General features: G+C 43.5%; 17 protein-coding genes, 3 tRNA genes and 1 pseudogene. 15 read left to right on the top strand and 6 right to left on the bottom strand.

All coding sequences use genetic code 11. From position 1 onward, the window contains the following. Positions 1–16: 16 nt before the first annotated feature. From KIT51_12185 to KIT51_12205, 5 genes and pseudogenes are all read left to right on the top strand, one after another. Complete coding sequence (locus KIT51_12185; GenBank protein UYN85635.1) at positions 17–970, top strand: hypothetical protein; 954 nt, start codon at positions 17–19, stop codon at positions 968–970. A gap of 801 nt (positions 971–1,771) precedes the next feature. After that, positions 1,772–6,445 carry a strawberry notch family protein gene (locus KIT51_12190; protein ID UYN85636.1) on the top strand — a complete coding sequence of 1,558 codons (4,674 nt, stop codon included), beginning with the start codon at positions 1,772–1,774 and terminating at the stop codon, positions 6,443–6,445. Continuing rightward, entirely contained in the window at positions 6,445–8,088 is a 1,644-nt protein-coding gene (locus KIT51_12195; GenBank protein ID UYN85637.1) for a hypothetical protein, read from the top strand. The genes KIT51_12190 and KIT51_12195 overlap by 1 nt, the downstream gene beginning before the upstream one ends. A gap of 37 nt (positions 8,089–8,125) precedes the next feature. Further along, positions 8,126–8,608, top strand: a complete 483-nt coding sequence (locus tag KIT51_12200; GenBank protein ID UYN85638.1) for a hypothetical protein — start codon at positions 8,126–8,128, stop codon at positions 8,606–8,608. Between the two features lie 268 nt (positions 8,609–8,876). Beyond that, positions 8,877–9,341 (top strand): annotated as a pseudogene (locus tag KIT51_12205) (recombinase family protein). Positions 9,342–10,392: 1,051 nt separating this feature from the next. On the opposite strand, the gene KIT51_12210 reads toward KIT51_12205, so the two are convergent. From KIT51_12210 to KIT51_12220, 3 genes are all read right to left on the bottom strand, one after another. After that, positions 10,393–10,466, bottom strand: a tRNA-Pro gene (locus KIT51_12210). 50 nt (positions 10,467–10,516) lie between these two features. Continuing rightward, a tRNA-Arg gene (locus KIT51_12215) sits at positions 10,517–10,590 on the bottom strand. A 35-nt stretch (positions 10,591–10,625) separates the two neighbouring features. After that, positions 10,626–10,714, bottom strand: a tRNA-Ser gene (locus tag KIT51_12220). An 81-nt stretch (positions 10,715–10,795) separates the two neighbouring features. Between KIT51_12220 and KIT51_12225 the strand changes: the two genes are divergently transcribed. The 8 genes from KIT51_12225 to KIT51_12260 all read left to right on the top strand — a co-directional run bounded on the left by KIT51_12225 (position 10,796) and on the right by KIT51_12260 (position 18,486). Then, positions 10,796–11,815, top strand: coding sequence for a VWA domain-containing protein (locus KIT51_12225; protein UYN85639.1), 1,020 nt, complete (start codon positions 10,796–10,798; stop codon positions 11,813–11,815). Then, a complete protein-coding gene (locus KIT51_12230; protein UYN85640.1) occupies positions 11,812–12,633 on the top strand; it encodes a tetratricopeptide repeat protein in 822 nt (273 codons plus the stop codon). The genes KIT51_12225 and KIT51_12230 overlap by 4 nt, the downstream gene beginning before the upstream one ends. 70 nt (positions 12,634–12,703) lie before the next feature. Then, positions 12,704–13,882, top strand: coding sequence for an acetyl-CoA C-acyltransferase (locus tag KIT51_12235; protein UYN85641.1), 1,179 nt, complete (start codon positions 12,704–12,706; stop codon positions 13,880–13,882). Between the two features lie 76 nt (positions 13,883–13,958). Continuing rightward, positions 13,959–15,266, top strand: a complete 1,308-nt coding sequence (locus KIT51_12240; GenBank protein UYN85642.1) for a toxin-antitoxin system YwqK family antitoxin — start codon at positions 13,959–13,961, stop codon at positions 15,264–15,266. Between the two features lie 89 nt (positions 15,267–15,355). Further along, positions 15,356–16,309 carry a phosphoribosylaminoimidazolesuccinocarboxamide synthase gene (locus tag KIT51_12245; protein UYN85643.1) on the top strand — a complete coding sequence of 318 codons (954 nt, stop codon included), beginning with the start codon at positions 15,356–15,358 and terminating at the stop codon, positions 16,307–16,309. A 33-nt stretch (positions 16,310–16,342) separates the two neighbouring features. After that, positions 16,343–16,723 carry an STAS domain-containing protein gene (locus KIT51_12250; GenBank protein ID UYN85644.1) on the top strand — a complete coding sequence of 127 codons (381 nt, stop codon included), beginning with the start codon at positions 16,343–16,345 and terminating at the stop codon, positions 16,721–16,723. Positions 16,724–16,786: 63 nt separating this feature from the next. Further along, positions 16,787–17,704 carry a ribonuclease Z gene (locus KIT51_12255; protein ID UYN85645.1) on the top strand — a complete coding sequence of 306 codons (918 nt, stop codon included), beginning with the start codon at positions 16,787–16,789 and terminating at the stop codon, positions 17,702–17,704. Then, a complete protein-coding gene (locus KIT51_12260) occupies positions 17,701–18,486 on the top strand; it encodes a queuosine precursor transporter (protein UYN85646.1) in 786 nt (261 codons plus the stop codon). Before KIT51_12255 ends, KIT51_12260 begins: the two co-directional genes overlap by 4 nt. A gap of 8 nt (positions 18,487–18,494) precedes the next feature. On the opposite strand, the gene KIT51_12265 is transcribed toward KIT51_12260, so the two are convergent. Continuing rightward, the gene (locus KIT51_12265; GenBank protein ID UYN85647.1) at positions 18,495–19,238 is read right to left on the bottom strand and encodes an RNA methyltransferase; all 744 of its coding nucleotides are present in this window, start codon (positions 19,236–19,238) and stop codon (positions 18,495–18,497) included. Positions 19,239–19,350: 112 nt separating this feature from the next. On the opposite strand from KIT51_12265, the gene KIT51_12270 reads away from it, so the two are divergent. Beyond that, the gene (locus tag KIT51_12270) at positions 19,351–21,711 is read left to right on the top strand and encodes a BamA/TamA family outer membrane protein (protein ID UYN85648.1); all 2,361 of its coding nucleotides are present in this window, start codon (positions 19,351–19,353) and stop codon (positions 21,709–21,711) included. A 1-nt stretch (position 21,712) separates the two neighbouring features. Here the strand turns inward: KIT51_12270 and KIT51_12275 are convergent, their stop codons facing one another. Continuing rightward, positions 21,713–23,812: a tungsten formylmethanofuran dehydrogenase gene (locus KIT51_12275; GenBank protein ID UYN88580.1), complete on the bottom strand. Its 2,100-nt coding sequence runs from the start codon at positions 23,810–23,812 to the stop codon at positions 21,713–21,715. 184 nt (positions 23,813–23,996) lie between these two features. Here KIT51_12275 and KIT51_12280 point away from each other — a divergent pair, with 184 nt between their 5' ends. Continuing rightward, on the top strand, positions 23,997–24,437 hold the full coding sequence (locus KIT51_12280; GenBank protein ID UYN85649.1) for an Hsp20/alpha crystallin family protein: 441 nt from the start codon (positions 23,997–23,999) through the stop codon (positions 24,435–24,437). A gap of 199 nt (positions 24,438–24,636) precedes the next feature. Here KIT51_12280 and KIT51_12285 read toward each other — a convergent pair whose 3' ends face one another. Further along, positions 24,637–25,581, bottom strand: coding sequence for a DUF4249 domain-containing protein (locus tag KIT51_12285; GenBank protein ID UYN85650.1), 945 nt, complete (start codon positions 25,579–25,581; stop codon positions 24,637–24,639). Position 25,582 lies beyond the last annotated feature (1 nt).

Genomic DNA, 25,582 nt, shown 5'->3' on the forward strand with positions numbered 1-25,582 from the left:
TTTCTAAGATACTCACATGGTTAAAGGACAAGATAAAAGGCGTTTACTATTTGATAGATATTCAGCTCAACTGGAGAGCATGAAAGAGTTGGGTGTTCTCGGATTCGATCTAAAATATGAAAAGGCTTTTATCTGCCCTTTATGTCTCGAACAATTCAGCGTGGATGATCTGGACACGAGCAAAGAGAATTTTTTAACATTAGAAGACGCTCCTCCAAAATCACTCGGTGGTAAGGCAAACACGCTGACTTGCAAGAAATGCAACAACAGGTTTGGACACGAGATTGATTTCCATTTGGTTGAGAAATTGAACGAGCTTGATGTCTACTCATTTCAACCGAAGTCAGGTTCAAAGGCTTCATTTACCCACAATGGGGTTAAAGTTCAGGGAATTGTCAATGTTGATGATAAAGGGAATATTACCGTTACCCATTTAGAAAAAACTAACAATCCTGGGCTACTTAATAAGTATGTAAAAACGACAGGCAAGGGTGACACTACAACCATTAAATTTCCGGTTAGTAGGGTTGATTTTAAAAAATTCGAAGTTGCGTTACTTAAAACAGCATACATTTTAGCTTTTGAACACTATGGTTATCCACTGATTCTTAGTAAGGCGTTTGACATTGTGAGAGCGCAGCTTAAGAATCCAACAAAGGATATATATCCAACCGGTTTCTGGACTCGACAAGCAGCTTTCAATGAAACAAATACGGGCGTTCACCTAATAAAGACTCTAGGACTTGAAGGCTTTCAAGCAATATTTCTTTTAAAAACGCAATCAAGGACAACCGGGTTCGGAGTTTATTTGCCGGTCTCTCACGGAACCGTATTAGAGGTAATTGAAAGGTTGAAGGACATACCAGCGGGCTTTGAAATGCGCTTCGAGTCTTTTAAGAATACGGACTACTTTGACGACAAAACAAATCAAAAAATGTGTGTGGACTTTATGAAAAAACGTAATGAGTAGAAGGTCAGGCACATTGAGATATGTATTACTTATAACATTCTATTCAATAACGGCTCTGTCCTACGGTCAGACGAGGACAATCACTGGAAAAGTAATTGATGCGTTCGACTTGACGTCAATATCAGAGGTAAGAATTCAGAACAAGGACACAGTCCTACTTGGCACAACCGATAAGAATGGTAGATTTCAAAATAGATCTTTCAAATGAAACAAGTGAACTATTGCTGAGTTGGCTCGGAATGGAATGGACATTGATAAAGCTCTCACCTAATTGTGTCAACGTGGAAATTATCATGCTCGTTGATGGCACTTATCATTACAAGTCTCACAGGAAAGTTGACAGAATTCGTAAACCAACGTAATCACGGTTATAACCTTGAATACAAAGTGACCAACTGTGAGTTGTGCAAGTATGATTCAATTGTTTTTTTTATGAACGTAGGGCGATGATAGAAGGAGAAGTTTTCGAGCACAACATGAGGTATTTTAAAGTATTGACTTCAACTAAATAAAATGTAGCGATTTATACCTTTTGGCCTTCTTCGTTTCTCCAAACCAGGGACATGGACATCATGGAATTCATTGAGGGAGCCAACATTTTTAAAAGATGAATTGTTAATCGGACGCATCTGACACAATTAATCTAATTATTGAAAGTCATTCATAATCGTGTAAAAATCTTCACAATCCTTTACAGCCTTTTACAATCCTTAACCTTCACTTTAGTCGCATTCTACATTTGGCAGAGTGAGGAACAAAACGATCATAAAGGCACAATTTCTTCAACACGTTCGAAGCGAGTTGGATGCAAAGACTAGGCACAATAGGAAATCTATTGAGCGTATTGCTGCATCTTACGGAATCACTGACAAGTCAGAAGTAAAAGAGTACACTGAGCTTGCAATTGTTCTCAAAGCAAGGAGCATTGCACTCTCTGCTCTACCACTTAAAGCGAAATATGAAAGCATCGTTGAGCTTTACCAAAGCCAGGTAAACATTTCCCACCGAACAAGTCAGAGCATTTTATTACAACAATACAGCACACCAGCACCTATTTCGTTCCTGGCCGGAGTCTTCGTCAATGCGGATCAAGACGTTACAGTGTTTGAGCCATCTGCTGGAAATGGCCTTCTGATTATTTCTGCGAATCCATCCAGAGTTGTAGTAAATGAGATTGACAAATTAAGACGATCAAATCTTCAGGATCAAGGATATAAGCAGGTATTATCTCAAGATGCCACTCAACCTTTTAAAGGATTTGAAAAGAAGTTTGATGCAGTCCTAACGAACCCTCCCTTCGGATTATTAGACAAAGACGTCAAATACGAAAGCTTCAGTATTGAAGTGCTCGATCACTTGATGGCCTTGCGTGCGCTGGACTGTATGAAGAATAATGGTAAGGCCGCAATCATTATCGGAGGCCATACACACTATGATAAGAAAGGAAGAATTCAAAAAGGGAAACATCGCTTCTTCTTTAACTATCTCTATAGTCGATACAATGTAGTAGACCTTATCAACATTGATGGACATAAACTCTATTCCCGTCAGGGGACTTCCTTTGATGTCCGGTTGATCTTGATTGATGGACGAAAATCAAAACCCTCTGGTGCTGCTCTTTTAAAAAATGAAGAACGCGATGCAGTAATTGATTCCTTTGAAGAGTTGTATGAGCGAGTAATGAGCGTAACCCACCTCCGTCAAGACTACGGTCGGCAGGCAACACCTGCCTACGCTGAGGCTTCGGCAGATAAACCAAGACAAGAATTTACAATGACAAAAATTGAATTAGAAGCTCAGGCTCTTGCTCTGGAGCTTGAATTAATGAGCTTCGATGAACTTGGTATGCCATATACTCCTGCATCAAGCAGTTGCTTTGTTCTCAATACAGTAGTGCCTGATTCAATGGGCTTCGAAACCCACAGTGCATTGCAGAGAATTAAGGAAGCAGTAGGTGGTGATATAGATGAGTATGTAAGAATTAAACTTAACTATCGAAGTAATGTAGAACTTTGCAAGGCTTTATCAGCCGAACAAATTGATGCAGTAGCGATGTCAATCTACAATATCGAGGAACGAGGTGTTGGAATGATTATCGGAGACCAAACCGGAATTGGTAAAGGTCGAATCGCGGCATCTATTATCCGCTATGCCGTTGAACAAGGAGTGCAGCCCGTCTTCATTACTGAAAAGGCAAATCTGTTCTCTGACATCTACCGTGATTTATCAGCGATTGGTTCTTCTCACCTTGTTCCTTTCATTGTCAATGGTCGTGAGAGTAAGACCGACATTAAGGATGAAGATGGGAACATCATTTACCAGGCACTTCCCGCCACAGACCAAAACAGAATATTTGAGGGAAAGCGCATACCCCGCAACTTTCATTTTGTGGTAGCCACTTACTCACAGTTTAATTCACCAGATAAGAAGCCAACAAAACCTGCATTCTTAAATGCTATTGCAGAGGATAACATTGTAATCATGGATGAAGCACACAATTCATCCGGCTCTGGCAACACCGGAAACTTCATGCAGTCTGCATTATCTAAATCGCGAGGAGTAGTCTTTCTGTCAGCAACATTCGCCAAGCGCCCGGATAACATGCCTATCTATGCGATGAAAACTTCTATCCGCGATGCGAGCATGACAAGGGATGCCCTGATTGAAGCGATTACTAAAGGTGGAGTAGCCTTGCAGGAAATCCTGGCCAGTCAGCTTGTGGCAGAAGGTCAGATGATTAGAAGAGAACGTTCATTTGAAGGTGTGGAAGTAAACTACATTACCCTTGAAGATAAAGAGCAAGAGCATAAAGCCATAGCCGATAATATCACTTCCATCATTCGGGACATCATCAAGTTTCAAACTACCTATGTGGATAAGATTGTGGATGAGCTTGATGACATCGCAGTGGCAGAAGGAAAGCAAGTAGAAATTCGTGAAGGAACATCCCAGGCCGGAGTAGATAACCTGCCATACTTCTCCAAAGTCTTTAATGTGATTAATCAAATGCTTTTCAGCATTAAGGCAGAAGAAGTTGCAGAACGAGCCATTGCCCGATTGAAGGAAGGCAAGAAACCAGTTATCGCTTTTGCCAGCACGATGGGAAGCTTTATTGAACAAATGGAGTCCGAGGCCGGACTGGCAATTACCGATGGTGATACCATCAATGCGGACTTTTCGGTTGTTCTTCAAAAAGGGTTAGATGGGATTTTGCGTTACACGGAAACCGACACGGATGGTCAAAAGGTTTTCAAAAAGTTTGAAATCTCTGAATTCCCTTTAGAAGCCCAAGCTGAATATTTCCGCATTAGTGAGAGAATCAAAGAGGCATCCACTGGAATAACCATTTCCCCCATTGATGTGATTGTCCGAAAGATCACAGAAGCCGGATTCAAAGTGGCGGAGGTTACTGGTCGCAAATACGAATTACAACTAAATCCAAAGTCCAACAAGGCACTTGTCCTCACGCGAAAACGGATTAACACGAACGATGCCTTTCGACAATTCAATAACAATGAAGTCGATGTTCTCTTAATCAATCAGTCAGGAAGTACCGGAGCTTCCGCTCATGCCATTGTGACTCCTAAAGTTTCTAAAGACAAAGTGAAGCAGCGGGTGATGATTGTACTGCAAGCAGAGCTTGATATAAACACGGAGGTTCAGAAACGTGGACGGATAAACCGCACCGGACAGATTTTCAAGCCCATCTATGATTACGTTAACTCTGCTATCCCCGCTGAGAAGCGATTGATGATGATGCTCCAGAAGAAATTGAAATCCCTGGATGCAAACACGACCTCTAACCAAAAGTCATCTACAAAAATTCTGGATGTCCCTGATTTTCTAAATAAGTATGGAGACAGAATCGTTGCAGAATATTTGAAAGAAAATCCGGAGGTCAATATGTTATTGGATGACCCTCTGGGTCTATCAACACGGGAAGTAGATGGAGCAGAATTAGAAGATGCCGCACACAGAGTTTCCGGAAGAGTGGCAGTGTTATCAACACTCATGCAACAGGACTTTTATAATGAAATCTCAAACCGATACAGTGAGTATGTAGAATATCTCAAACAAATAGGTGAGTACGACCTTGAAGTGGAGGCGATGGATCTTCAGGCAGAGACGCAGGTCTCCAGAACCGTGATTGTCGGCAAAGGTGGAACAAGCGAATTTGGGGATGACAGCATTTTGGAAACAGTCATGGCTAATGTTCTCAAAAAACCATTCTCCATGCAAGAGTTAAGCAACCTCCTTGCAGAATCACTCCAGGGAAAGGATGGAATGGAATTACAAAAGGAAGTGAAGCTGGAGTATGAGGGTTACATGGAGGACCAGCTTAAAAAGGAGATCGCGGATAACGTGGCGTACTATGAAGACCTCCTGCAAAAGGTTCCTCAAGAGAAGAAGATTCAAAAACTTGTTGAGAAAGGTAATGCTGTTGAAGCACAGGAGGCGATTAAAGCCAGAACCAACGAGCTTCACAAAGCAATGAGTGATTCGGAGGAAAAGATAAAACGCTCATTCAACAACAGAAGACAATACCTGGAATCCATCTTCACTTCCTTCTATGTAGGACGAAACCTGAACTATCCTGTAAGCAGCTATGAGGGAGGTCAGGAACTTGTGCCTGCTGTCTTTCTGGGTTTCATCATTGATAAGGAAAAAAAGAATCCGTATGCGCCAAGTTCAATGCGTCTTCGCTTCGCGCTGGCAAGTAGCAACAAGTACATCGCCATTCCCGCAAGCTACGCACAGGACGTAAGGGCAATCATTGGTGCCAGTGTCGGATTACCGCATCTTGAAAAGGAATCACTTTTGGCAAAGTGGGAAGCTTCCATTAAAGAAAGTACGGTTGACAGAAAGATACGGCACATCATTACCGGAAATGTGCTTCAGGCTTTCAGTGCTTACAAAGGGAAACTTGTGAGTTATACTACGATTGATGGAGGAATCAGGAAAGGAATCCTCATGCCCGAATATTGGGAGCCAGGAAATGATGTGCAACAAAAAACAGTAGTACCCATTTCCAGGGCAATGAAGATTATTCGGTCTTTAACTATTGGATCAAGTATCACAACAAAGAATGGGGTAACCATCTTCCGGCAACCTGGCAAATTTAAGATTGTAGTTTCCTCCTCACGGTCAAGGGGTGGTGATACATACCTTGATCCTGACCTCTTGAAGATTGTTGATGGAAACAATTTTGAGAAGATTTCCGACCGGATGACCGCATCATTGGGGGAAGGAAGAATAGATGAGTTTGTCCAAGTGCTTCAGGAGAAGTTTAACGATAGCGTTTCGCTTAGTCCTCCGCAATATGAATTAATCAAGGGAGAGATTCCGAAAAAGGAACCGAAGTCAAAGCCTTCCATCGTGATGCTCCCCAAACAATCACAATCAGAAATGGAGCAACTGGAGTTTGAAGCTCTTGCCCTGGAACTCGAATTAGAACTATTAAACTTTGCAGCATAATGATAACGGCTAATAATTATTTCAATGAGGTGGAGCGTATCGGTGTGGAAACATTGCCGGAGACATTAAGAAAAGGACATGACCTGGTTGTAAGGAGTACGAACAGTGGAACAAACTGGTCGAATTACCAGAACAATGAAAGTATTCGTAAGGTAATTGACTTGTACCTCCAGAAGTTGAACGAATATGTTTCTACTTCTACCAGTGCAAGGTCAGCAAGTGCCCCTAATGTTCCTGAGCCAAAGGTTAAAGCATCATCGGCACACAAACCAGTGAAACCGAAAACGACAAAAATAGAGTCTCCAACACCACCAAAAAAACGGAAGGAAGAACCACAGCAAAACGTCAAGCTTGTGGAGCACCTTCGTGAAGAAGTAAAATTTATCAGGAGGTATATCAGTCTTCACAACAAGGTAAAATCACCTAATGCGATCCTGACATTCATCAAGGCGCTTCAGCGGTCAATTGTGCAAAAACTCATTCGTAAGACTTCGCCATTGGCTGATGAAGTTGAGATGATACAAAACAAGCTTGTTCAGGCGTACAATAAAATGAAAGGAGAAGAATCATTTGCTATCAATGAAAAGGATTTGAACCGTCTTGTTGCCATCGCTGGTGGGGAAAAAGTGTATCCCTCCATAGCAGTCATCAAGCGATTCATCGGATTGCAGGGAAAAGATGATGAAAAGAAAATCAACAGCTTCTTGAAATACCTGGAGAACCTGGCTGATAAAAAGAAAATAACAAAGGATGATCCGTATGCCGACAAGCTGAAAGCGATCTATAAGGCTATCAGGCAAAGATCAAGCAGTAAAATCGCTATTAGCAAGGCGGAGCTGAACGGACTTGCGGGAATTGTTATGGCCTGTGGCTGCAAGGACGACATTGGAAAGATTTACGATACGGGCGGAAAGAAATTAAGGCAGTGCGGGAAACGCACATATTCCGATGCCAGACGGGGAGCCTGTTCACATAACCGGGGATTAAACGGAGTATTGACAGCAGAGGAAATGGCCAACCGGAAACTTGACTTGCTCAACTTCTTTTCGTTCTGGTATTCATTGTTTGGCAATCCCGCACGAAACTTTACCCTGATGTTACACGGAGAGCCGCATAACGGCAAGACAATCTTCCTGTTAAAGTTCGCGCAACTCCTGGCCGACAATTTTGGTGACGTGCTCTATGTGTCATCGGAAGAATTTGCGTCACCTACAATGACTAAAAAGGTGAATGAATTTTTGAATCCTTTACCATCAAGGTTGCACTTTGCTGAAAACCTGCAAGACCCTGATTTAACGCAATATCAGTTTGTCATCCTTGATTCCGTGAATGACTTAGGACTGAAGATCAATGAATACAAGGATATACGCAAAGAGCATCCGGATACCGCGTTCATCTTTATTCTTCAGCATACCAAAGCCGGAGACTTCCGGGGGGGAAAGGATTGGGAGCATATTGCAGAGATAGCAGGTGAAGTGCACAAAGGAGTAGTCACTATCTCTAAAAATAGATACGCTCCTAAAGCATCATTAGACTTCTTCAGACAATTTGGAATCCAATGGCAGGAACCGATGGACAAGCAAAAGCTAAAACCCTATCCAATCAATGGCGATATGGTAACAACGGACAATCAACATTATTGAAATAAAATTTAATCAAAACACTAAACACAATTCAAACATGGAGGCAGGTGAAGTTGGTAAGACTCCCGGAGTTGGGGGTTTCCTTTCAAAAATTCTTGGCGCAGGTGCCAGGGCAACAATTGAATCAATCGGTAATACCATTGATAAGATTGACAGGTCGGATGAGAAACTTGAAATGCAATTGAAGTACAAGCAGCTACTCATAGAAGTTGAAGGTGCTTACCTGAACTATGAGAACAAATTGCTGGAAAGCAAGTCACGGATCATTGAAACAGAGGCTAAAGGTGAAAGCTGGCTGCAACGCAATTGGCGGCCTGTGTTAATGTGCATCTGCATGTTCATCGTTTTCAACAACTATGTTCTGGTTCCGTATTTCAATCTGCCAATAACAACCCTTGATGACCACATTTGGACGCTGATGGATTTAGGTGTGGGCGGATACGTGGCAGGAAGATCGTTGGAAAAGATCAGCGAAAATATTGGGCCTGTTCTTTATAATGTTGGGAAAAGGAAAAAATAGTTTTTGGAAATAAGAAGTATATATTTAAAGGAGCATGAGGTTAGTGTGGTCAGTCGATTACTTGGCACATATTATGATAAGTAGAACTGAATAATTAACACAAACCATGCTCTGCAAACCTGAATAGAGAGAATGGTGTCGCTGGAGAGGTGCAGAACGTTAGCAAGGAAGCACGGTTACAATTATACAGATGAACAGCTTTTAAAGATTAGGGATTTTCTTTATCAACTGGCTGCCATTGAATACAAAGTTTATCAACGGAAAATGAATGAAAATGAAAAGAGCAATCATTTACACGAGAGTATCATCGGACGAGCAGGCTGAGAAAGGATACAGTCTTCAATATCAGGAGGAACAATTGCGTAAGTATTGCACGAATAGAGATATAAGCATTGTAGCACATTACAGAGAAGATTACTCAGCCAAAACATTTGATCGGCCTGAGTTCAACAAGCTTATGAATTTTTGCAAGAAGAATCCGGGCGATGTTGATTTGTTATTGTTCATCAACTGGAGTCGGTTTGGCCGCAATGCAGGCGACTCATATGCTGTCATCAAACAGTTGAATAAGCTGGAAATTGAACCTCAGGCAATAGAACAACCTTTAGACTTAAAGGTTCCTGAAAACAAAATGATGTTAGCGTTCTACCTGGCTTCACCCGAAGTAGAGAACGACCGGAGGTCAATCAATGTAAAATCAGGAATATACAGGGCAAAGAAAGAAGGACGGTGGACAACACTTGCACCTGTTGGTTACAGAAATATTCGGTCAGAAGACGGGAGGGCGATGATTGTGCCGAGCAAGGATGCTGATCTTGTGCGCGAGGCATTTCAGGAATTTGCATCCGGAGCGCATGGCATGGAAGAACTGCGCCATAAACTGGTAGATAAAGGATTAAAATGCAAACGTTCACGATTTCCGGAATTATTACGAAACAGAGCCTACATAGGCAAGGTATTGGTGCCTGCATATAAGGACGAGCCCGAATATTATGCAAAGGGAATTCATGAGCCCTTGATAAGCGAAGAATTGTTTTTCCAGGTTCAGGACATCCTTGATGGCAGGGCTCCCAATCGTCCGACAAAAAATACGTTAAAGGAACAACTCCCTTTACGTGGATTCCTTGAGTGTCGTCTTTGTGGAAAGAACATTTCCGGAAGTGCTTCACGTGGCAATGGTGGAAAGTATTACTATTATCATTGTACCTGTGGATGTAATGAACGGTTTAAGGCTGAGATAGCAAATAAAAGCTTTATTGAATTTCTCCAGTCCATCAAACCTAATTTAATGACCCTTGACTTGAATTATGAAGTCTTGCTTGATACGTTTGAGGCAAAGATGAAAAGCGATCGGAGCGAGTTAACCAAGATTGAAGACGAAATCAGTCGTAACAATCACAGGCTCCAAAATGCTCAACATCTCATGCTTGATGCCGAAATCAGTGCAAGCGATTACAAGGAAATCAAAGCGAAGATTTCGACAGCTAATGACGAACTGATTCGGAAAAAGGCTAACCTTTTATCAAGCCAGGAAGACTTTCGTGAGCACCTAAAGGTAGGGGCAACAATCCTGAGAAACATTGACGAATTCTATCAAAACGCCACCTTATCAGAGAAACAGCTCATCATTGGTTCGGTGTTTCCAGAAAAATTGATTTTCGAAAAAGATCAATTTCGAACCAATAGGATAAACGAAGCAGTGGTTCTGATGTCGATGACACCCAATGACTTAGACCCAAAAAAAAGTGGACGAGGAAAAAATTTTTCTCCATCGTCCACTCAGGTCGGGGTGGCCAGATTCGAACTGACGACCTCTTGGTCCCAAACCAAGCGCGATACCGGGCTACGCTACACCCCGAACGTTATTTATGGAGGCGCAAAGATATACTTAATCTTTTAAGCACCAAGTGATCCGACAGGGACTCGAACCCCGAACCTGCTGCTTAGAAGGCAGCTGCTCTATCCAGTTGAGCTATCGGACCATTAATTCAAAAGCCCTGCTTCGAACAGGGCTTTGCGGAGAGGGGGGGATTCGAACCCCCGGTACACTTTGACATGTACGACAGTTTAGCAAACTGCTGGTTTCAGCCACTCACCCACCTCTCCTGGCTAAAAAAGAATTGCAAATATAAAGGATGCGCAGAAACTCCCTAAAAAATCATTCTAAAGTAATCAAAAAGCCAATATATGGTTACGTCCATAGCTTGCACCAAACCGCACTTCGTTGTTACTTGCAGCGTGAGCTGGTATCGCGCTTTGGGCATTACAGAGTTGATTTTTATAGCACTTTTTGCAGTGCTTTATTCTGCCTATCTTATCCGTATCATTCGTATAGCCAACTCCCTCCGAACACCTTTCATGCCTGTATTCATCAAACTGCTCTTTCGCACACTTGCGTTTACCCTTTTAATCATCGCCCTTCTGGGGCCTTCCTTCGGGGCCGCGAAACGCGAAGTTCAATCCGTGGGTAAGGATATCATGATCTGTGTTGATTTGTCCAACTCGATGGATGCCTTTGATGTTACCCCTACCCGGCTGGAAAAAGTGAAGTACGAGATGAAGAAAATTGTACAAGCCTTCAACTCCGACCGCATTGGCATTATCATCTTTTCATCTGAAGCCTTCATACAATGCCCACTGACTTATGACCAAAATGCGTTGAACCTTTTTATCGAAACCATGAATACAAGCCTGGTACCTTCATCAGGTACCGACTTCGCACCTCCGCTGCGCATGGCCATGGACAAACTGGAGCAGGATAATGTACGTATCACCCAAACCACATCTAAAGTGATTATCCTCATCAGCGATGGTGAAGATTTTGGTGACGAAACGAGTGCTATTGCACAACAGATTGAATCGAAAGGATATAAGCTCTTTGCCCTTGGCATTGGGACCGAATCAGGCGGAAGGATCCGCTCAGGAACAGGCTTCCGTACCGATCGGCAAGGTAATGTAGTGATCACAAAACTAAATGCAAAAGCCCTGCAATCGCTGGCCAGTAAAACCGGTGGTCGTTATTTTGAAATCAATGAAAGCCGAAACGATGTGGCGCGCCTGATCAACACCATAAACAGCATTGAAGGTGAATTAATGGATGCCCGCTTAATTGATGTTTCGGCTAATAAATATTTCTATTTTTTACTATTGGCTGTAATTTTACTGGCCTTGGATGTGTTAGTGCATATACGGACCATTCGCATATGAAAGCCGGCTTTTTTTTAATACTACTTGCAGTACTAGTTACCGATCCGGCCAGGATTGGAAAGATCAACCGCGTTAAGGAAGAAGCAAAAAAGGCTTACCTGGCAGGTGATTATGCTACAGCTGCCGCGAAATACAAATACCTTACAGACTCGTTGGCAGTAACGGAAGAAGAAGTGCTACTGAATCTGGCCAACGCCTATTTTGAACTTAACGATACCACGGCTGCCATCAGTCAATATCAAACTTTAACACAAAGTTTTAATAACAAAATCCGCTCGGTGGCCCAGCAGCAATTGGGCGTTGCGCGAAACAAGCAATCTAAATTTGAAGAAGCCCTCAACCATTTTAAGGAAGCCATTAAGGCCGATCCCACGAATAACGATGCCCGCTATAACTATGAATTGCTGAAACGGAAACTGGATGAACAAAAAAAACAGGAGCAGCAACAGAAGGACCAAAACAAAGACCAACAGCAAAACGACAAACAAAAACAAGAGCAACAGAAGAAAGACGAACAGAAACAAAACCAAGACAAAAAAGAACAAGATAAAAAAGAAGAGAAAAAGGATCAGTCGGGCAAGCCTGAAGAGCAAAAGGAAAATGACAAAAAAGACCAGCAACAGCAGGAACAGGATGCCCGTCAGAATGAAGAGAAAAAGGACAACCCACCTTCATCTGAAAAACTGCGGCAAATGAAAATCAGTCCGGAGGCCGCCAATAAAATCCTGGAAGCCATGCGCAACCAGGAAGTTCAGTACCTGCAACAAAATAAGCGAAAAGCAACACAACCCAAGGATAAGAATAAACCAGATTGGTAACCGAAAGACATAAGACTTAAGATATAAGTAGTAAGACATAGGCAGTAATACGAAGTAAATACAAAAGCTAATGAAAGAAGTATACATCATCTCAGCGGTACGTACACCCATCGGAAGTTTTGGGGGAAGCCTCGCAACTGTTTCGGCCGTTCAACTAGGCGCAACAGCGGTTAAAGGCGCAATCCAAAAGGCAGGCGTTGATCCTAAATTGATTCAGGAACTTTTCATCGGAAACGTAATTTCTTCCGGCCTACAACAGGCACCCGCCACACAAGTTGCAGTAGCTGCCGGACTGGGGTATGAAATTCCCTGTACATTAATCAACAAAGTGTGCGCCTCGGGCATGAAAGCCGTAATGCTGGGGGCACAGTCCATCATGCTCGGTCAAAACGATGTGGTGGTTGCGGGTGGCATGGAAAGCATGTCAAACATTCCCTATTATCTGTTAAAGGCGCGTTACGGCTATCGCTATGGCAACGGTGATGTAGTGGATGGACTGACTTACGATGGCCTAACCGATGTATACAACCATTGCGCCATGGGCGTTTGTGCCGATAACACCGCCAGGGAAATGAACATCTCCCGCCAAGACCAGGATAATTATGCCATCAATTCTTACAAGCGGGCTGCTGCTGCCTGGACTGCCGGTAAATTCAACAACGAAATAGTACCGGTAGAAATCACCGACAGAAAAGGGAATACAACACTGTTTGCCGAAGATGAAGAATATAAAAACGTAAACTTCGATAAGATTCCCGGGCTTCGCGCAGTCTTCACAAAAGACGGAACAGTAACGGCTGCCAACGCCTCCACCATCAACGATGGGGCCTCCGCCCTGGTGCTGATGAGCAAAGAAAAAGCTGTTGAACTAGGCTTAAAGCCAATCGCTAAAATCAAAGGATTTGGTGATGCCGCCCAGGACCCCATGTGGTTTACTACTGCCCCGGCATTAGCCATCCCTAAAGCCATTAAGCATGCAGGGGTAAGCGCTTCTGATGTTAGCTATTACGAAATCAACGAGGCCTTTTCTGCCGTGGCCATAGCCAACAATATCAAGCTCGGCCTTAATCCTGACAAAGTAAATGTTAATGGCGGTGCCGTGGCCATTGGTCACCCGCTGGGCGCTTCGGGTGCACGCATTATCACCACCCTGATTAACGTACTGAAACAAAACAACGAAACATTAGGCGTGGCTGGCATTTGTAATGGTGGCGGTGGGGCTTCAGCCATGGTGATCGAAAATGCCTGATTGGCTGACAACATTTTTGAGTGACAATAAATGTAACCGAAATTCCGTTGTACGTGCATCCTCAATTTCCTCACTCATGAATCGCGTTATTTTCAATATTCTTTTTTTTATACCCTCATTCGCTTTTGCCCAACGCGAAGTGCGTACCTATTACGATGCTTCCCGAACGCAAATACAGGAGATTTATGCAGTAGCCCGCGAAGACACCGAAAAGCTTGTAGGAAAGTACCAGCGCTTTTACCCTGATGGAAAGCTTGCTGTGGAAGGCAGTTTTAACAACGGAAAAAAGAATGGTGAGTTTATGGAATACCATGACACCGGCAATCCTGCACGCAAAATGATATACGTAAACGGCATGCGCCATGGGCCGGTTGAAGTGTATGACGAAGCTGGCAAAAAAGTGCAACGCGCCTATTACCAAAACGACATATTGGTTGATAGCGTGCAATCGTATTACGACAATGGGGCAATGAAAAGCGAAACGGTTTTTAAAAAAGGAAAACCCGATGGCGTGGTACGCGAATACTATAACAATGGAAACTTAAAAAGTGAAATCTATTACCTCAACGGAAAGCCCAACGGTATCACCCGTTACTTTTATGAATCCGGAACCATAGAAAAGGAAGCGAACTACAAGAATGGGATACTCACAGGTTTTTTAAAAACCTACTACACTAACGGGCAATTGGAAACCGTTTCCACCATAGCGGAGGGTACCAAAAACGGATCATTTAAAAACTATGATCGTGATGGTCATCTTATCCTGGAAGGGTCTTTCATGAATGGACTGCTGCATGGCGATAACACCGGCTTCTATGCCGATGGTACCGTAAAGCACCGCTTTAAATATTCCGAAGGCCGGAAAACCGGTACTGGTTTGGTTTACCACCCGAACGGAAAACTGAAGTTAAAAGAACAACCATCATTGACAGGAAAAGATTGGGTTATAGAAGAGTATTCAGATAACGAAAAGAAACTTTCGGTTAAACGTTATCGCGACAATGCCCCACACGGTATGTGGATATTCTATCACACCGATGGCACCACCGAACGGATAAAAGAAAATTACGAAGCCGGAAAGCTTTCGGGTAGCCGGTATGAATATTATCAAAACGGTAAACCAAAACTGGAAGAAACCTATAAGTTCAGCCTGCTCAATGGCCCGTTTAAAACCTGGTACGAAGATGGTACCCTCCAATCGCAAGGCGAGTGCAAATCGCAGCGCAAGCATGGCCTATTTACAGCCTACCATGCCAATGGAAAAGTGAAAGAGCAAGGCGAATACGTGGCCGACAAAAAGCACAAAGAATGGAAGGAATTTGACGAAGCCGGCAACCTTGTTAAAACGTATGTGTTTAAAGCCGGTATTTTGGTTGAACAATAGTTAACGATCGGGCATTTCTGAGCCTGTATTTTTTAATCCGCTCCATTTCTTACCCCAAGTTTTAATTACTTTGCGCCTTTGAATTGCATATGCAGGCCATAAAAGAAACCCACTATAAATTCCCCGGGCAAACCGGCTTTTATCGCGGAAAAGTTCGCGATGTCTATTATTTCGGAAACATTATGGCCATGGTAGCAACCGATCGCATTTCAGCATTCGATGTGGTACTTCCGCGCGCCATCCCCGACAAGGGAAGGGTACTCAATCAAATTGCAGCAAAAAATTTATTGGCCACAAAAGAACTCGTGCCCAATTGGGTTATTGAAACGCCTGATCCAAACGTAACCATTGGCTTCACGTGTAAAACCTTTCCGGTAGAAATGGTGGTGCGGGGCTACCTGGCGGGGCATGCCTGGCGGGAATACCGCGCAGGTAAACGCATGCTGTGTGGCGTTCCGTTACCGGATGGACTTAAAGAAAATGACAAACTGCCTCACCCCATTATAACGCCAACTACCAAGGCACACGAAGGGCACGATGAGGATATTTCGCGCAAAGAAATTTTAGAGCGGGGAATAGTAAGTGAAAAGGATTACACCCAATTGGAGGAATATACTTTTACATTGTTTGCCAAAGGCTCGGCATTGGCTGCAGAACGTGGGCTTATTTTAGTGGATACCAAATATGAATTCGGAAAACACAACGATAAGATTTACCTGATTGACGAAGTGCATACACCCGATTCGTCACGCTACTTTTATGCCTCCGGGTATGCCGAACGCCAACAAAAGGGCGAAGCCCAAAAGCAACTATCAAAAGAATTTGTACGGCAGTGGCTCATTGAAAATGGATTTCAGGGTAAAGAAGGCCAACGCGTACCTGAAATGACTGATCAGGTGGTGGAATCGATTTCAGCCCGTTACAAAGAATTATATCAACAAGTTACCGGCTCATTGTTGGAACCGGTTGATTATAGTGCCCTTGGGCAAAGAATAGAGCAAAGTATCCTTAATTCACTAAAATCACTTAATTTAGGCGCTTAATCATCAACATAAACGGTTAATTATCCTTAAAAAATGAAGTATACCATTGATAAGCAAGAGAAGTACTGCCTGATGCGCCTGCATGAAGAAAAACTGGATTCAAGCGTTGCTCCTGGATTGAAGTCAGAATTAATCACCCTGCATGCCGAAGGCGTCCGCAATATTGTATTGGATTTAAGCGAGGTAAAATATACCGACTCCTCAGGCCTTAGTGCATTACTGGTGGGCAACCGCATATTGCAGGAAGATGGCGGGATATTCGTGCTGGCTTCACTATCCGATCACACCAGCAAACTGATAAAGATTTCACAATTGGATAGTGTGTTGAATATATTGCCAACTGTTGAAGAAGCGGTTGATACAGTATTTATGCACGAAATTGAAAAGGACCTGAAAAATACGGATGGCCATTAACATGTAAACGAATTTTAAAGCAGACCAAGACCTTCCGGGTTTTGGTCTTTTTATTTATACCCGTTGAGTTTTAAAATCACCATACTGGGATCAAGTGGGGCACTTCCGGCATTCGGAAGATTTCCTTCAGCACAACTTGTCGAAATCCAAAACCAGCACTTTCTGGTAGACTGTGGCGAGGGCACACAAATGCAACTCATGCGGTACAACGCAAACCTTCATCGCATAAACCACATTTTTATTTCACACCTCCATGGCGACCATTACCTGGGCTTACTTGGGCTGATCTTTACCATGCACCTGAACCACCGCACAAATGACCTACACCTGTACAGCCATCGGGGCCTGGGCGAGATAATCACTACACAATTCAGGTATTCCCTTTCTTCACCACGATTCAATATTATCCTGCACACATTAACCCCAGGCAAGCAGCACGTTATTTTTGAAAACAATCAACTTTCAGTATCCACTATACCGCTCAAACATAAACTTGATTGCTCAGGCTTTCTTTTTCGGGAAAAAATTAAACCCAGAAGAATCGACAAAGACAGACTACCGGCAGGCCTAAGCCTGCAACAAGTGGCCAGTTTAAAAACGGGGGCCGATGTGTTAGAGGTGGACGGGACTATACGTTATCGCAATGCCGATATAACCCTTGCACCACGTAAATCCCGAAGCTATGCCTATTGCTCGGATACCGCTTTTGATGATCGCCTGGTGAACATAGTTGAGCAGGTTGATGTTCTTTACCACGAAGCCACTTTCATGGAGTCGGAAAAAGACAAAGCCGAAGAAACCAAACACAGCACAGCCGCCCAGGCTGCTGAAATAGCATTGAAGGCAAAAGTTGGGAAATTGCTTATCGGTCACTTCTCCGCCCGCTATAAGGACCTGGATCCACTTTTAAAAGAAGCCCGGCACATTTTTACCAACACGGTGCTGGCCGAAGAAGGGCTAACGTTTACCCTGGAAGAATGATGATAACCCTGGAGCAAAAAAAGAACCGGTTGTTTGTTGTGTTGTGTGGCATATTTCTCACCAATGCACTACTGGCCGAAATGATCGGCACTAAAATTTTTTCTGCCGAGGCCACCGTAGGAATTGACCCCGCGCATATCAATATTATGGGTTTTATAATGGACTTTAACCTTACGGCCGGGGTTATCATCTGGCCCATCGTTTTTGTTACTACTGATCTGATAAACGAATATTTTGGCAAGCCCGGTGTAAAGCGCATCAGTTACCTCACTGCTATGCTGATTGCTTACAGTTTCCTGGTGATTTTTCTTACCATAGAATTGCCGCCCGCACAGTGGTGGCTAGATGCCAACAGCAAAGATGCTGATGGCAATTCATTCAACATCAATTTTGCCTTTTCAAAAATTTTCGGACAAGGGTTAAGGATTATCGCAGGCTCATTGACAGCCTTTTTGCTGGGGCAATTGGTAGATGTTTTTGTATTTCAACGCCTGCGAAAATTAACGGGATCGAAAATGCTATGGCTAAGGGCCACCGGATCAACCCTTGTTTCGCAGTTTGTTGACAGCTTTGTAGTGTTGTTTATCGCATTTTATGGTGTATTCTCAAACACGCAAATTATTGCTATTGGCATTACCAATTACATCTACAAGTTTGTAATTGCCATAGCCCTTACCCCGCTTATTTACCTGGGACATTCGTTAATCGATCGATACCTTGGGAAAGAAAATGCGAGCAAACTTATGGAAGAAGCGGCACACAAGAGTAAAGGATTTTTTTAACGAAATACTTACCGGGGACGCCTTAGATTATCGCAAATTATGGCGGTGGCAACCGCTGCATTTAACGACTCTGCCCCACCAAACCGAGGTATCGTTACCCTTTGCGTAACTTTTTTCTCAACAGCCTCTGAAATACCCCGCGCTTCGTTTCCAATAACGATAATTGCGCTTTTACCGATGGCCATGGTATGAACATTCTCACCCCCTAAAAAAGTACCCCACACCGGTACCGTCACCTGATCAAGGAAATGTACCAGGTTAGTATAATACATCCCTACCCGTGTAAAGGAACCCATACTGGCGTGAAGAACCTTGGAATTATATAAATCAGTTGTATCTGTTGATGCAATCACTTTGGTTATGCCGTACCAATCGGCAACCCGAATGATGGTACCCAGGTTTCCCGGATCGCGTATATCATCCAGCATCAAAACAAATTCATCCGTTCCAACTCTTAAAGCAAGGTTAGGCTTTATGCGGGCTATGGCCAGCGCTGTATCGTTTGTCTTGAATTCACCCAAATCCGATAACAGGCTCGCTTTCACCTCCACAAGCTCGCCTTTATAACGGTCAAGCAACGATTGATTGGAACTGATAAACGATGGCGTGCCAATGATGGTATCGAGAACAAAATCAGAACCCAACAACTCCAGCACACTCTTTGCACCTTCCACCACAAACCGTTGTTCCAATTGTCGGTATTTCTTTACTTGCAAAGATTTAATATACTTAATGCGGGCTTTCGAAAGCATGTTTACTTGACCATTGAACTTCACGAAAATTAGATATTATTTTCTTATCCTCAGCACTGCGGCCCTGTTGCAAAGTTGCCTGGGTACAAAACATCTGAAGGAGAATGAAAAAATGCTGTACCGACAAAAAATTGATGCCCCAAAAGGTGTAAGCATTTCTGCCCTTAAAGGGTTGTACGTTCAGGAAAGCAATAAGAAATTTTTAGGCACACCGGTACACTCTTTGGTAGCTATATATTACTTCGGTTATAAGCGCTTTAACCCGGTCAAAATCGAAAAAAAGATTTCACGCCTCAATGCGAAAATGGATGCTCGCATCAAAAAGGCTGAAACCGAAAAAAAAGTACTTAACCGCCAATTTAAAAAGCAACGTAAAACCGAAGAACTGAAAAACACGCTCGAAAACGGAAATTTTTGGATGCGTTGGGGCGAGCCGGTAAGTATTTTCGATAGTGCGAAAATACAGCTTACTGTTGAAAAATTCCAGGACTACCTGTTTAACCACGGGTACTTTAAAAACAAAGTGAGCTTTAGCACCACCACCAAAGCAGCTAAGCTGGTAAATGTTAAATATACTGTATTAACAGGCCCGCTTTACATTTTAGATTCAGTTATGTACCGCATCCCTGATTCAGCCCTGCACAAACTGATCCTTGAAACAAAAACCGTAAGCTTTTTAAAAAAAGGTGAAGCGTACAACCAGGATAATTTTTCGAAAGAACGTGAACGGATAGATCTCCTCTTTAAAGAATACGGGTATTATGATTTTAGCAGGCAGTACATCGAATTTGATGTAGATACCGCCTACCGCGACAAACACCGTGTTGCCATAAGGCTTCTGATCAACGATCCTGCCAAGCGAGGATATCACAAAAAATTCAGCATTGACGAAGTTCATTTCACTACCGATGCGGGCATGAATATTCCGGGGGTAAGCCGAACGCGCCAGAATTACCGCGGAACAGATTTTGAATACTATGAAAAACTTTACAGCCCCAAAATTTTAAGTCAACGTATCTTTCTTCACCCTGGCGAATACTACAGCCGCACCCAAACCTTTAACACCCAACGCCAATTGGCCAACCTCGATAATTTTAAGTTTGTAAACATAAATTTCGATACGACCGGTGGAAAATTCATTGCGAATATTTTTACCAATGCACTCGATCGCTACCAATGGTCGAATGAAGTAGGCGTTAACGTAACACAAGGATTTCCGGGTCCTTTCTATAACATCAACTTCAAGAAGCGTAATATTTTCAGGGGATTGGAAAATTTTGAAATGAACGGTCGCATTGGTTATGAGGGTGTAGCTTCGGCAACGGCAACGGCTAATGTGTACCAAAGTGTTGAGGCCGGTGTAAATGCATCGATCACCTTTCCACAATTCCTCTTTCCGCTAAAAGAAGAAACCCGTTATAAGCTCGGGCGCATCAACCCACGCACAAAAGCCCTGATCGGGTATAACTACACCAACCGGCCTGAATATATCCGTTCAGCCACCACCGTAAATTATGTATATAGCTGGGAAAACCAACGCATCAGGAGGTTCGACCTTACCCTGGCCAACCTCAGCGTCATTAACTCCAGGCTCGACCCGGCCTTTCAACAATTGCTCACCGATCTTTTTGTGAACGAAGGCAATACCTTATTCCGTACGTTCGAACCCTCCTTTGTAAGCAGTGTTATTTTCAGTATGGCCTGGAACCACAGGAACTACGGAAACCTGGAAGAGAACTCGATTTTCTTCCGCTGGTCGTTGGAAAGTGGTGGCACACTTCAAAATATTTTTGACTACCCCATTATTGCACGCAACGGATTAAACTCATTCCGGTATATCCGATTAAGTGCCGACTTCAGACGGCTTCGGATCATCGATAAAAATACAAACCTGGCTTATCGCTTTAATGGTGGCGTAGGTTATTCTTACGATGATACCGGTGTACTGCCGTATGAAAAATATTTCTTCGCAGGCGGTAGCAATAGTGTACGCGCCTGGCGACCGCGCAGGCTTGGGCCCGGTAGTTTCCGGCCACGACAAAGTGCCGACCCGGTTAAGGACGGCCTGTACGACTACCGCTTTGAGCAACCGGGCGATGCCTTGCTGGAAGCCAGCATTGAATTGCGCAGGAAACTATTTGGCTTTATTGAAGGTGCTGTCTTTTTGGATGCCGGAAATGTCTGGACGCTTCAGCCCCGTATTGTACGCGACAGCGAAGGAAACGTTATTGAAAATGGTAACTCGCAATTCAAATTAAACCAGTTTTATAAAGAATTCGGAGTAGGCACCGGAATAGGGCTACGGTTTAATTTCTCTTTTCTTATACTGCGTTTTGATGCCGGCATGAAAGTTTATGACCCGGGCAGACCCGAGGGCGACAGGTTTGTGTTGGATAAAATAAAGTTTTTCAGGCCATTTGGCGTAAATCGTGAACCGGTAATTTACAATGTTGGAGTAGGTTTTCCATTCTAATCTAATACCTCAACAAGTGCTCAAGTGCGTTCCCCACTTTTTTAGCATTCGGCAGCATCATCTTTTCCAAATCAACATTAAGCGGAACAGCAGGCAGGTTCTCGGCCCCCAACAACCATACCGGTGCATCCAAATCCTTAAAGCATTCGCGTTGTATCCTGCCGGCCAACGATTCAGCAAATGAATTTAACAGCGGCTCCTCGGTAAGTACAAAAGCACGGTTATGCTTTTTTACGGAACCAACTATAGCTTCCCAATCAATTGGATTGAGTGTACGCAAATCAAGTATTTCGATTTGGCCCGGGAAATTTCGCGAAGCTTCTTTTGCCCAATACACACCCATGCCGTAAGTAATAATAACAGCCGATTCACCGCCACTTATTTTTTCATCCAACGCTTCCTGAACAATGCGGGCTTTACCCAACGGAATAATATAATCTTCCTCCGGCTCTACTGTTTTTGCATCCAACGTACCGGGCACTTTGCTCCAGTATAAACCCTTGTGTTCGAGCAATACCACAGGATTTGGATCATAAAACGATGCCTTAAGCAGTCCCTTCATGTCGGCAGCATTGGAAGGGTACACCACTTTTATACCGCGTATGGTCAGTAACGTTGACTCAACACTACCCGAATGATAGGGACCTCCCCCACCATAGGCCCCAATGGGCACCCGAATTAAAGCTTGTATCGGAAATTTACCTTTTGACAGGTAGCAACTTTTGGAAAGTTCTTCAACCAATTGATTGATACCAGGCCATATATAATCCGCAAACTGGATTTCAACAATGGGCTTTGCCCCTACGGCCGACATGCCTGCAGTAGATCCAACAATGTAGGCTTCTTGAATAGGCGTATTAAAAACACGGTGATCACCATACTTTTCGGCCAGTGTTGCTGCCTCCCGAAATACCCCTCCCAACCTGCGGCCAACATCCTGTCCGTAAAACAACGCCTCTGGATGTTTGCGCATAATTTCATCAACAGCATGAAGGGCAGCATCAACCATGATAACTTTCTCTGCTCCTTTTGGCGATCGCTCACCCAACTCCTTGGTTACGGGTGTTGGCGCAAACTCGTGCGAATCAAAATCTTCAACATCAGGATCAGCGGCTTTAATAGCTTGCTGATAATCATGAGCTACCTTTTCATAAGCAGTCTTCCTGATGTCGCTCAACGTTTTCTCCGTTTCACCGGATTCACGAAGCCATTTTTCAAATTTTACTATCGGGTCATTAAGTTGATGACCATCAAGATCTTCACCCCTATACCACTCCTTTCGCACACCTGAGGTGTGATGCCCCAACAGCGGGCACCTGACATGGACCAAAATAGGTCCCCTGTTTTTCCGTACGTAAGTTATTGCTTTCTTTATTCCCTTGTACGAATCAATAAAATCTGAACCATCCAGGCGCATGCGTTCCATACCTTTAAAACCGGCCGCATACTCATAAGCATCCATAGCACGCATCTCGTCACCGGTTGCTGAAATACCCCAACCATTATCCTGCACCAGGTAGATGATGGGCATCTTCTTTAGCACGGCCATTTGAAAAGCTTCAGCTACCTCTCCTTCGGTTACTGATCCATCGCCCAACGAACACACTACAATAGGTTTATTTTGTGCATCCAGCAGTTTTTGTGATTCAAGGTAGGCAATGCCATGTGCCATGCCGGTAGCCGGTATGGCCTGCATACCGGTTGCAGAACTTTGGTGAGGAATAACCGGAAAACCTTCGCGCTTCAATGATGGATGGCCATAATACGAGCGACCGCCCGAAAACGGATCATCGCGTTTGGCCATGAGTTGAAGCATCAGTTCGTAAGGCTCCATTCCAATCGCCAGTAAAACAGATTCATCACGGTAGTAAAGTGATGCATAATCCCAGGGTTTTAGTTGAAGCCCTAAAGCCAATTGTATGGCCTCATGCCCACGCGATGTACTGTGTACGTATTTGCTGCACACTTCCCTGTTCTCATCATATGTTTCAGCCATGCGTTTGGCAGTACACATGAGTTCGTAAGCTTTTAGCAAAACCGATCGCTCCATGCTTGATTTCTTCGACTCCTTTTTTTCCTTCACGCTTGCCGTTTCAGCCATATTTTTGGGATGCTGGTTACGGCCGAAAGATAAGGATTTTGAAAAATTCAAACGATTGAAATTCTGCTTTCGATGATTTAAGTCATGTGCAGGAATGACAACCCTCATGGTTTTTCTCAATCCAGAAAATCACCTTAGTAGCAACAAAAGTTCTTGGTAAAAAGAAAATAAAAAGGAGGTAATTATGACACTCCTTAAGTCACCGGTGTTACCCAACTTGTTCACGGACAAGTGGTTGTCTGATTTCTTCGATAACGACCGCTTCTTTGATGCAGACTGGATGAAAAGGATTCAGGTCGTTCCTGCAGTTAACGTAAAAGAACTGGAAAAAGGATTTGAAATCGAAATGGCCGTTCCTGGAATGACCAAAAAAGATTTCCACATTAACATTGAAAACGGTGTGTTGAACATCTTCACCGAAAAGAAAGAAGAAAAAGAGGTGAAGGAGGAAAACTACACCCGTAAAGAATTTAACTACACCAATTTCACACGCTCCTTTAACCTGCCTGAAAATGTTAATCCTGACCGGATTGAAGCCAGGTATGAAGACGGGTTGCTCAGGATTATGATTGCCAAAAAAGCATTGACCCCTGACAAACCCATGAAAACCATTGAAGTGAAATAGGTTTAGAATCAAGAAAAAAACGATGCGCGTCCACCGCACGGTTTAACGGGATCACAAAGCATCCCAACCAGTCAACAAGGGGTACGGTTTGATAGGTTAAGCGCAACGTTTAAAAGCCCCGGCAGCAATGTCGGGGCTTTGTTTTGTCTGGAAGACTTGCTGTCAGGTTGAGTTTGTGGAAACCTGTTTTTAATTAATCCTAATTTTTCTTTGTTACATCATCAAGGCTGGCAAATTTTCTTCCTAACCCCGAGACGGCCGCAACATTAAAAAATCCAACAGCCTTCTTCCCATTTGGATTTACATTTTTGATGTTAGTAGAAACATTCGCCAACGGTGTTGAAAATAATTCAGAAAAACCTCCGGGACGATTCGTTTGCACAACAACCTGAGTTAAAAAATCGAATGACGCATCCGTGAGTGAATGGAGCTCGACAAACAACGAATCGCCCACAACATACGGTGAGAGAAAATTATTCTTATCGTCCTGATCAAAAGGATTAATGGAGGTACGTATGGGTGCAATAAATACGATACCTGAGAAATTACTGCCCCGTGAGAAACCCGCATCGTATGCGAGGCTGATTTCTGAGGGCTTATTCAACAGTTTTGAGTTCTTATACGTTTTAATCCAATAGGTATCGCCCGGTTCTACAGGGTCGGTAGCCCAAAACTCGGCCAGGTACAAATCAGTAACAAATTGATTGCCTTCCTGCAATTGAAAGGTTATGCTATCGATGGGCGGAACGCGCCCCATTCGGGTTGCCGAAGTGTAAGATTCACCTTCGGCTAAAATTTTTAAGGTGTAGGTGAGCCCGGTCTCTCCAAAAACTTCACCTGTACCGGGTGTCCAGACGTAAGCACCAGGCTCAGTATCACTCTCTAAAAAAGTATACACCTCTCCATTGCTATCCTCAATCGTAACCGATGCACCCAACACTCCCGGAGGAAGCGCATTATCAAAGTACGATTGAGTTTTTGTCAGTTTGATCACCTGCGGCTCAGGCCTGTTTGTAATCCAGGCATCCACTACCAGTATGGGTGTGGCCGGCTTGAGTGAAGGATCAATAACGGTTTCGCAAGCGCTTAATAAAGCCGCAATAATTGCTACATAAATAAAATTCCTGTTTTGCATCTTCATCATG

The organism is Cyclobacteriaceae bacterium (assembly GCA_025808415.1).
GTDB lineage: Bacteria > Bacteroidota > Bacteroidia > Cytophagales > Cyclobacteriaceae > UBA2336.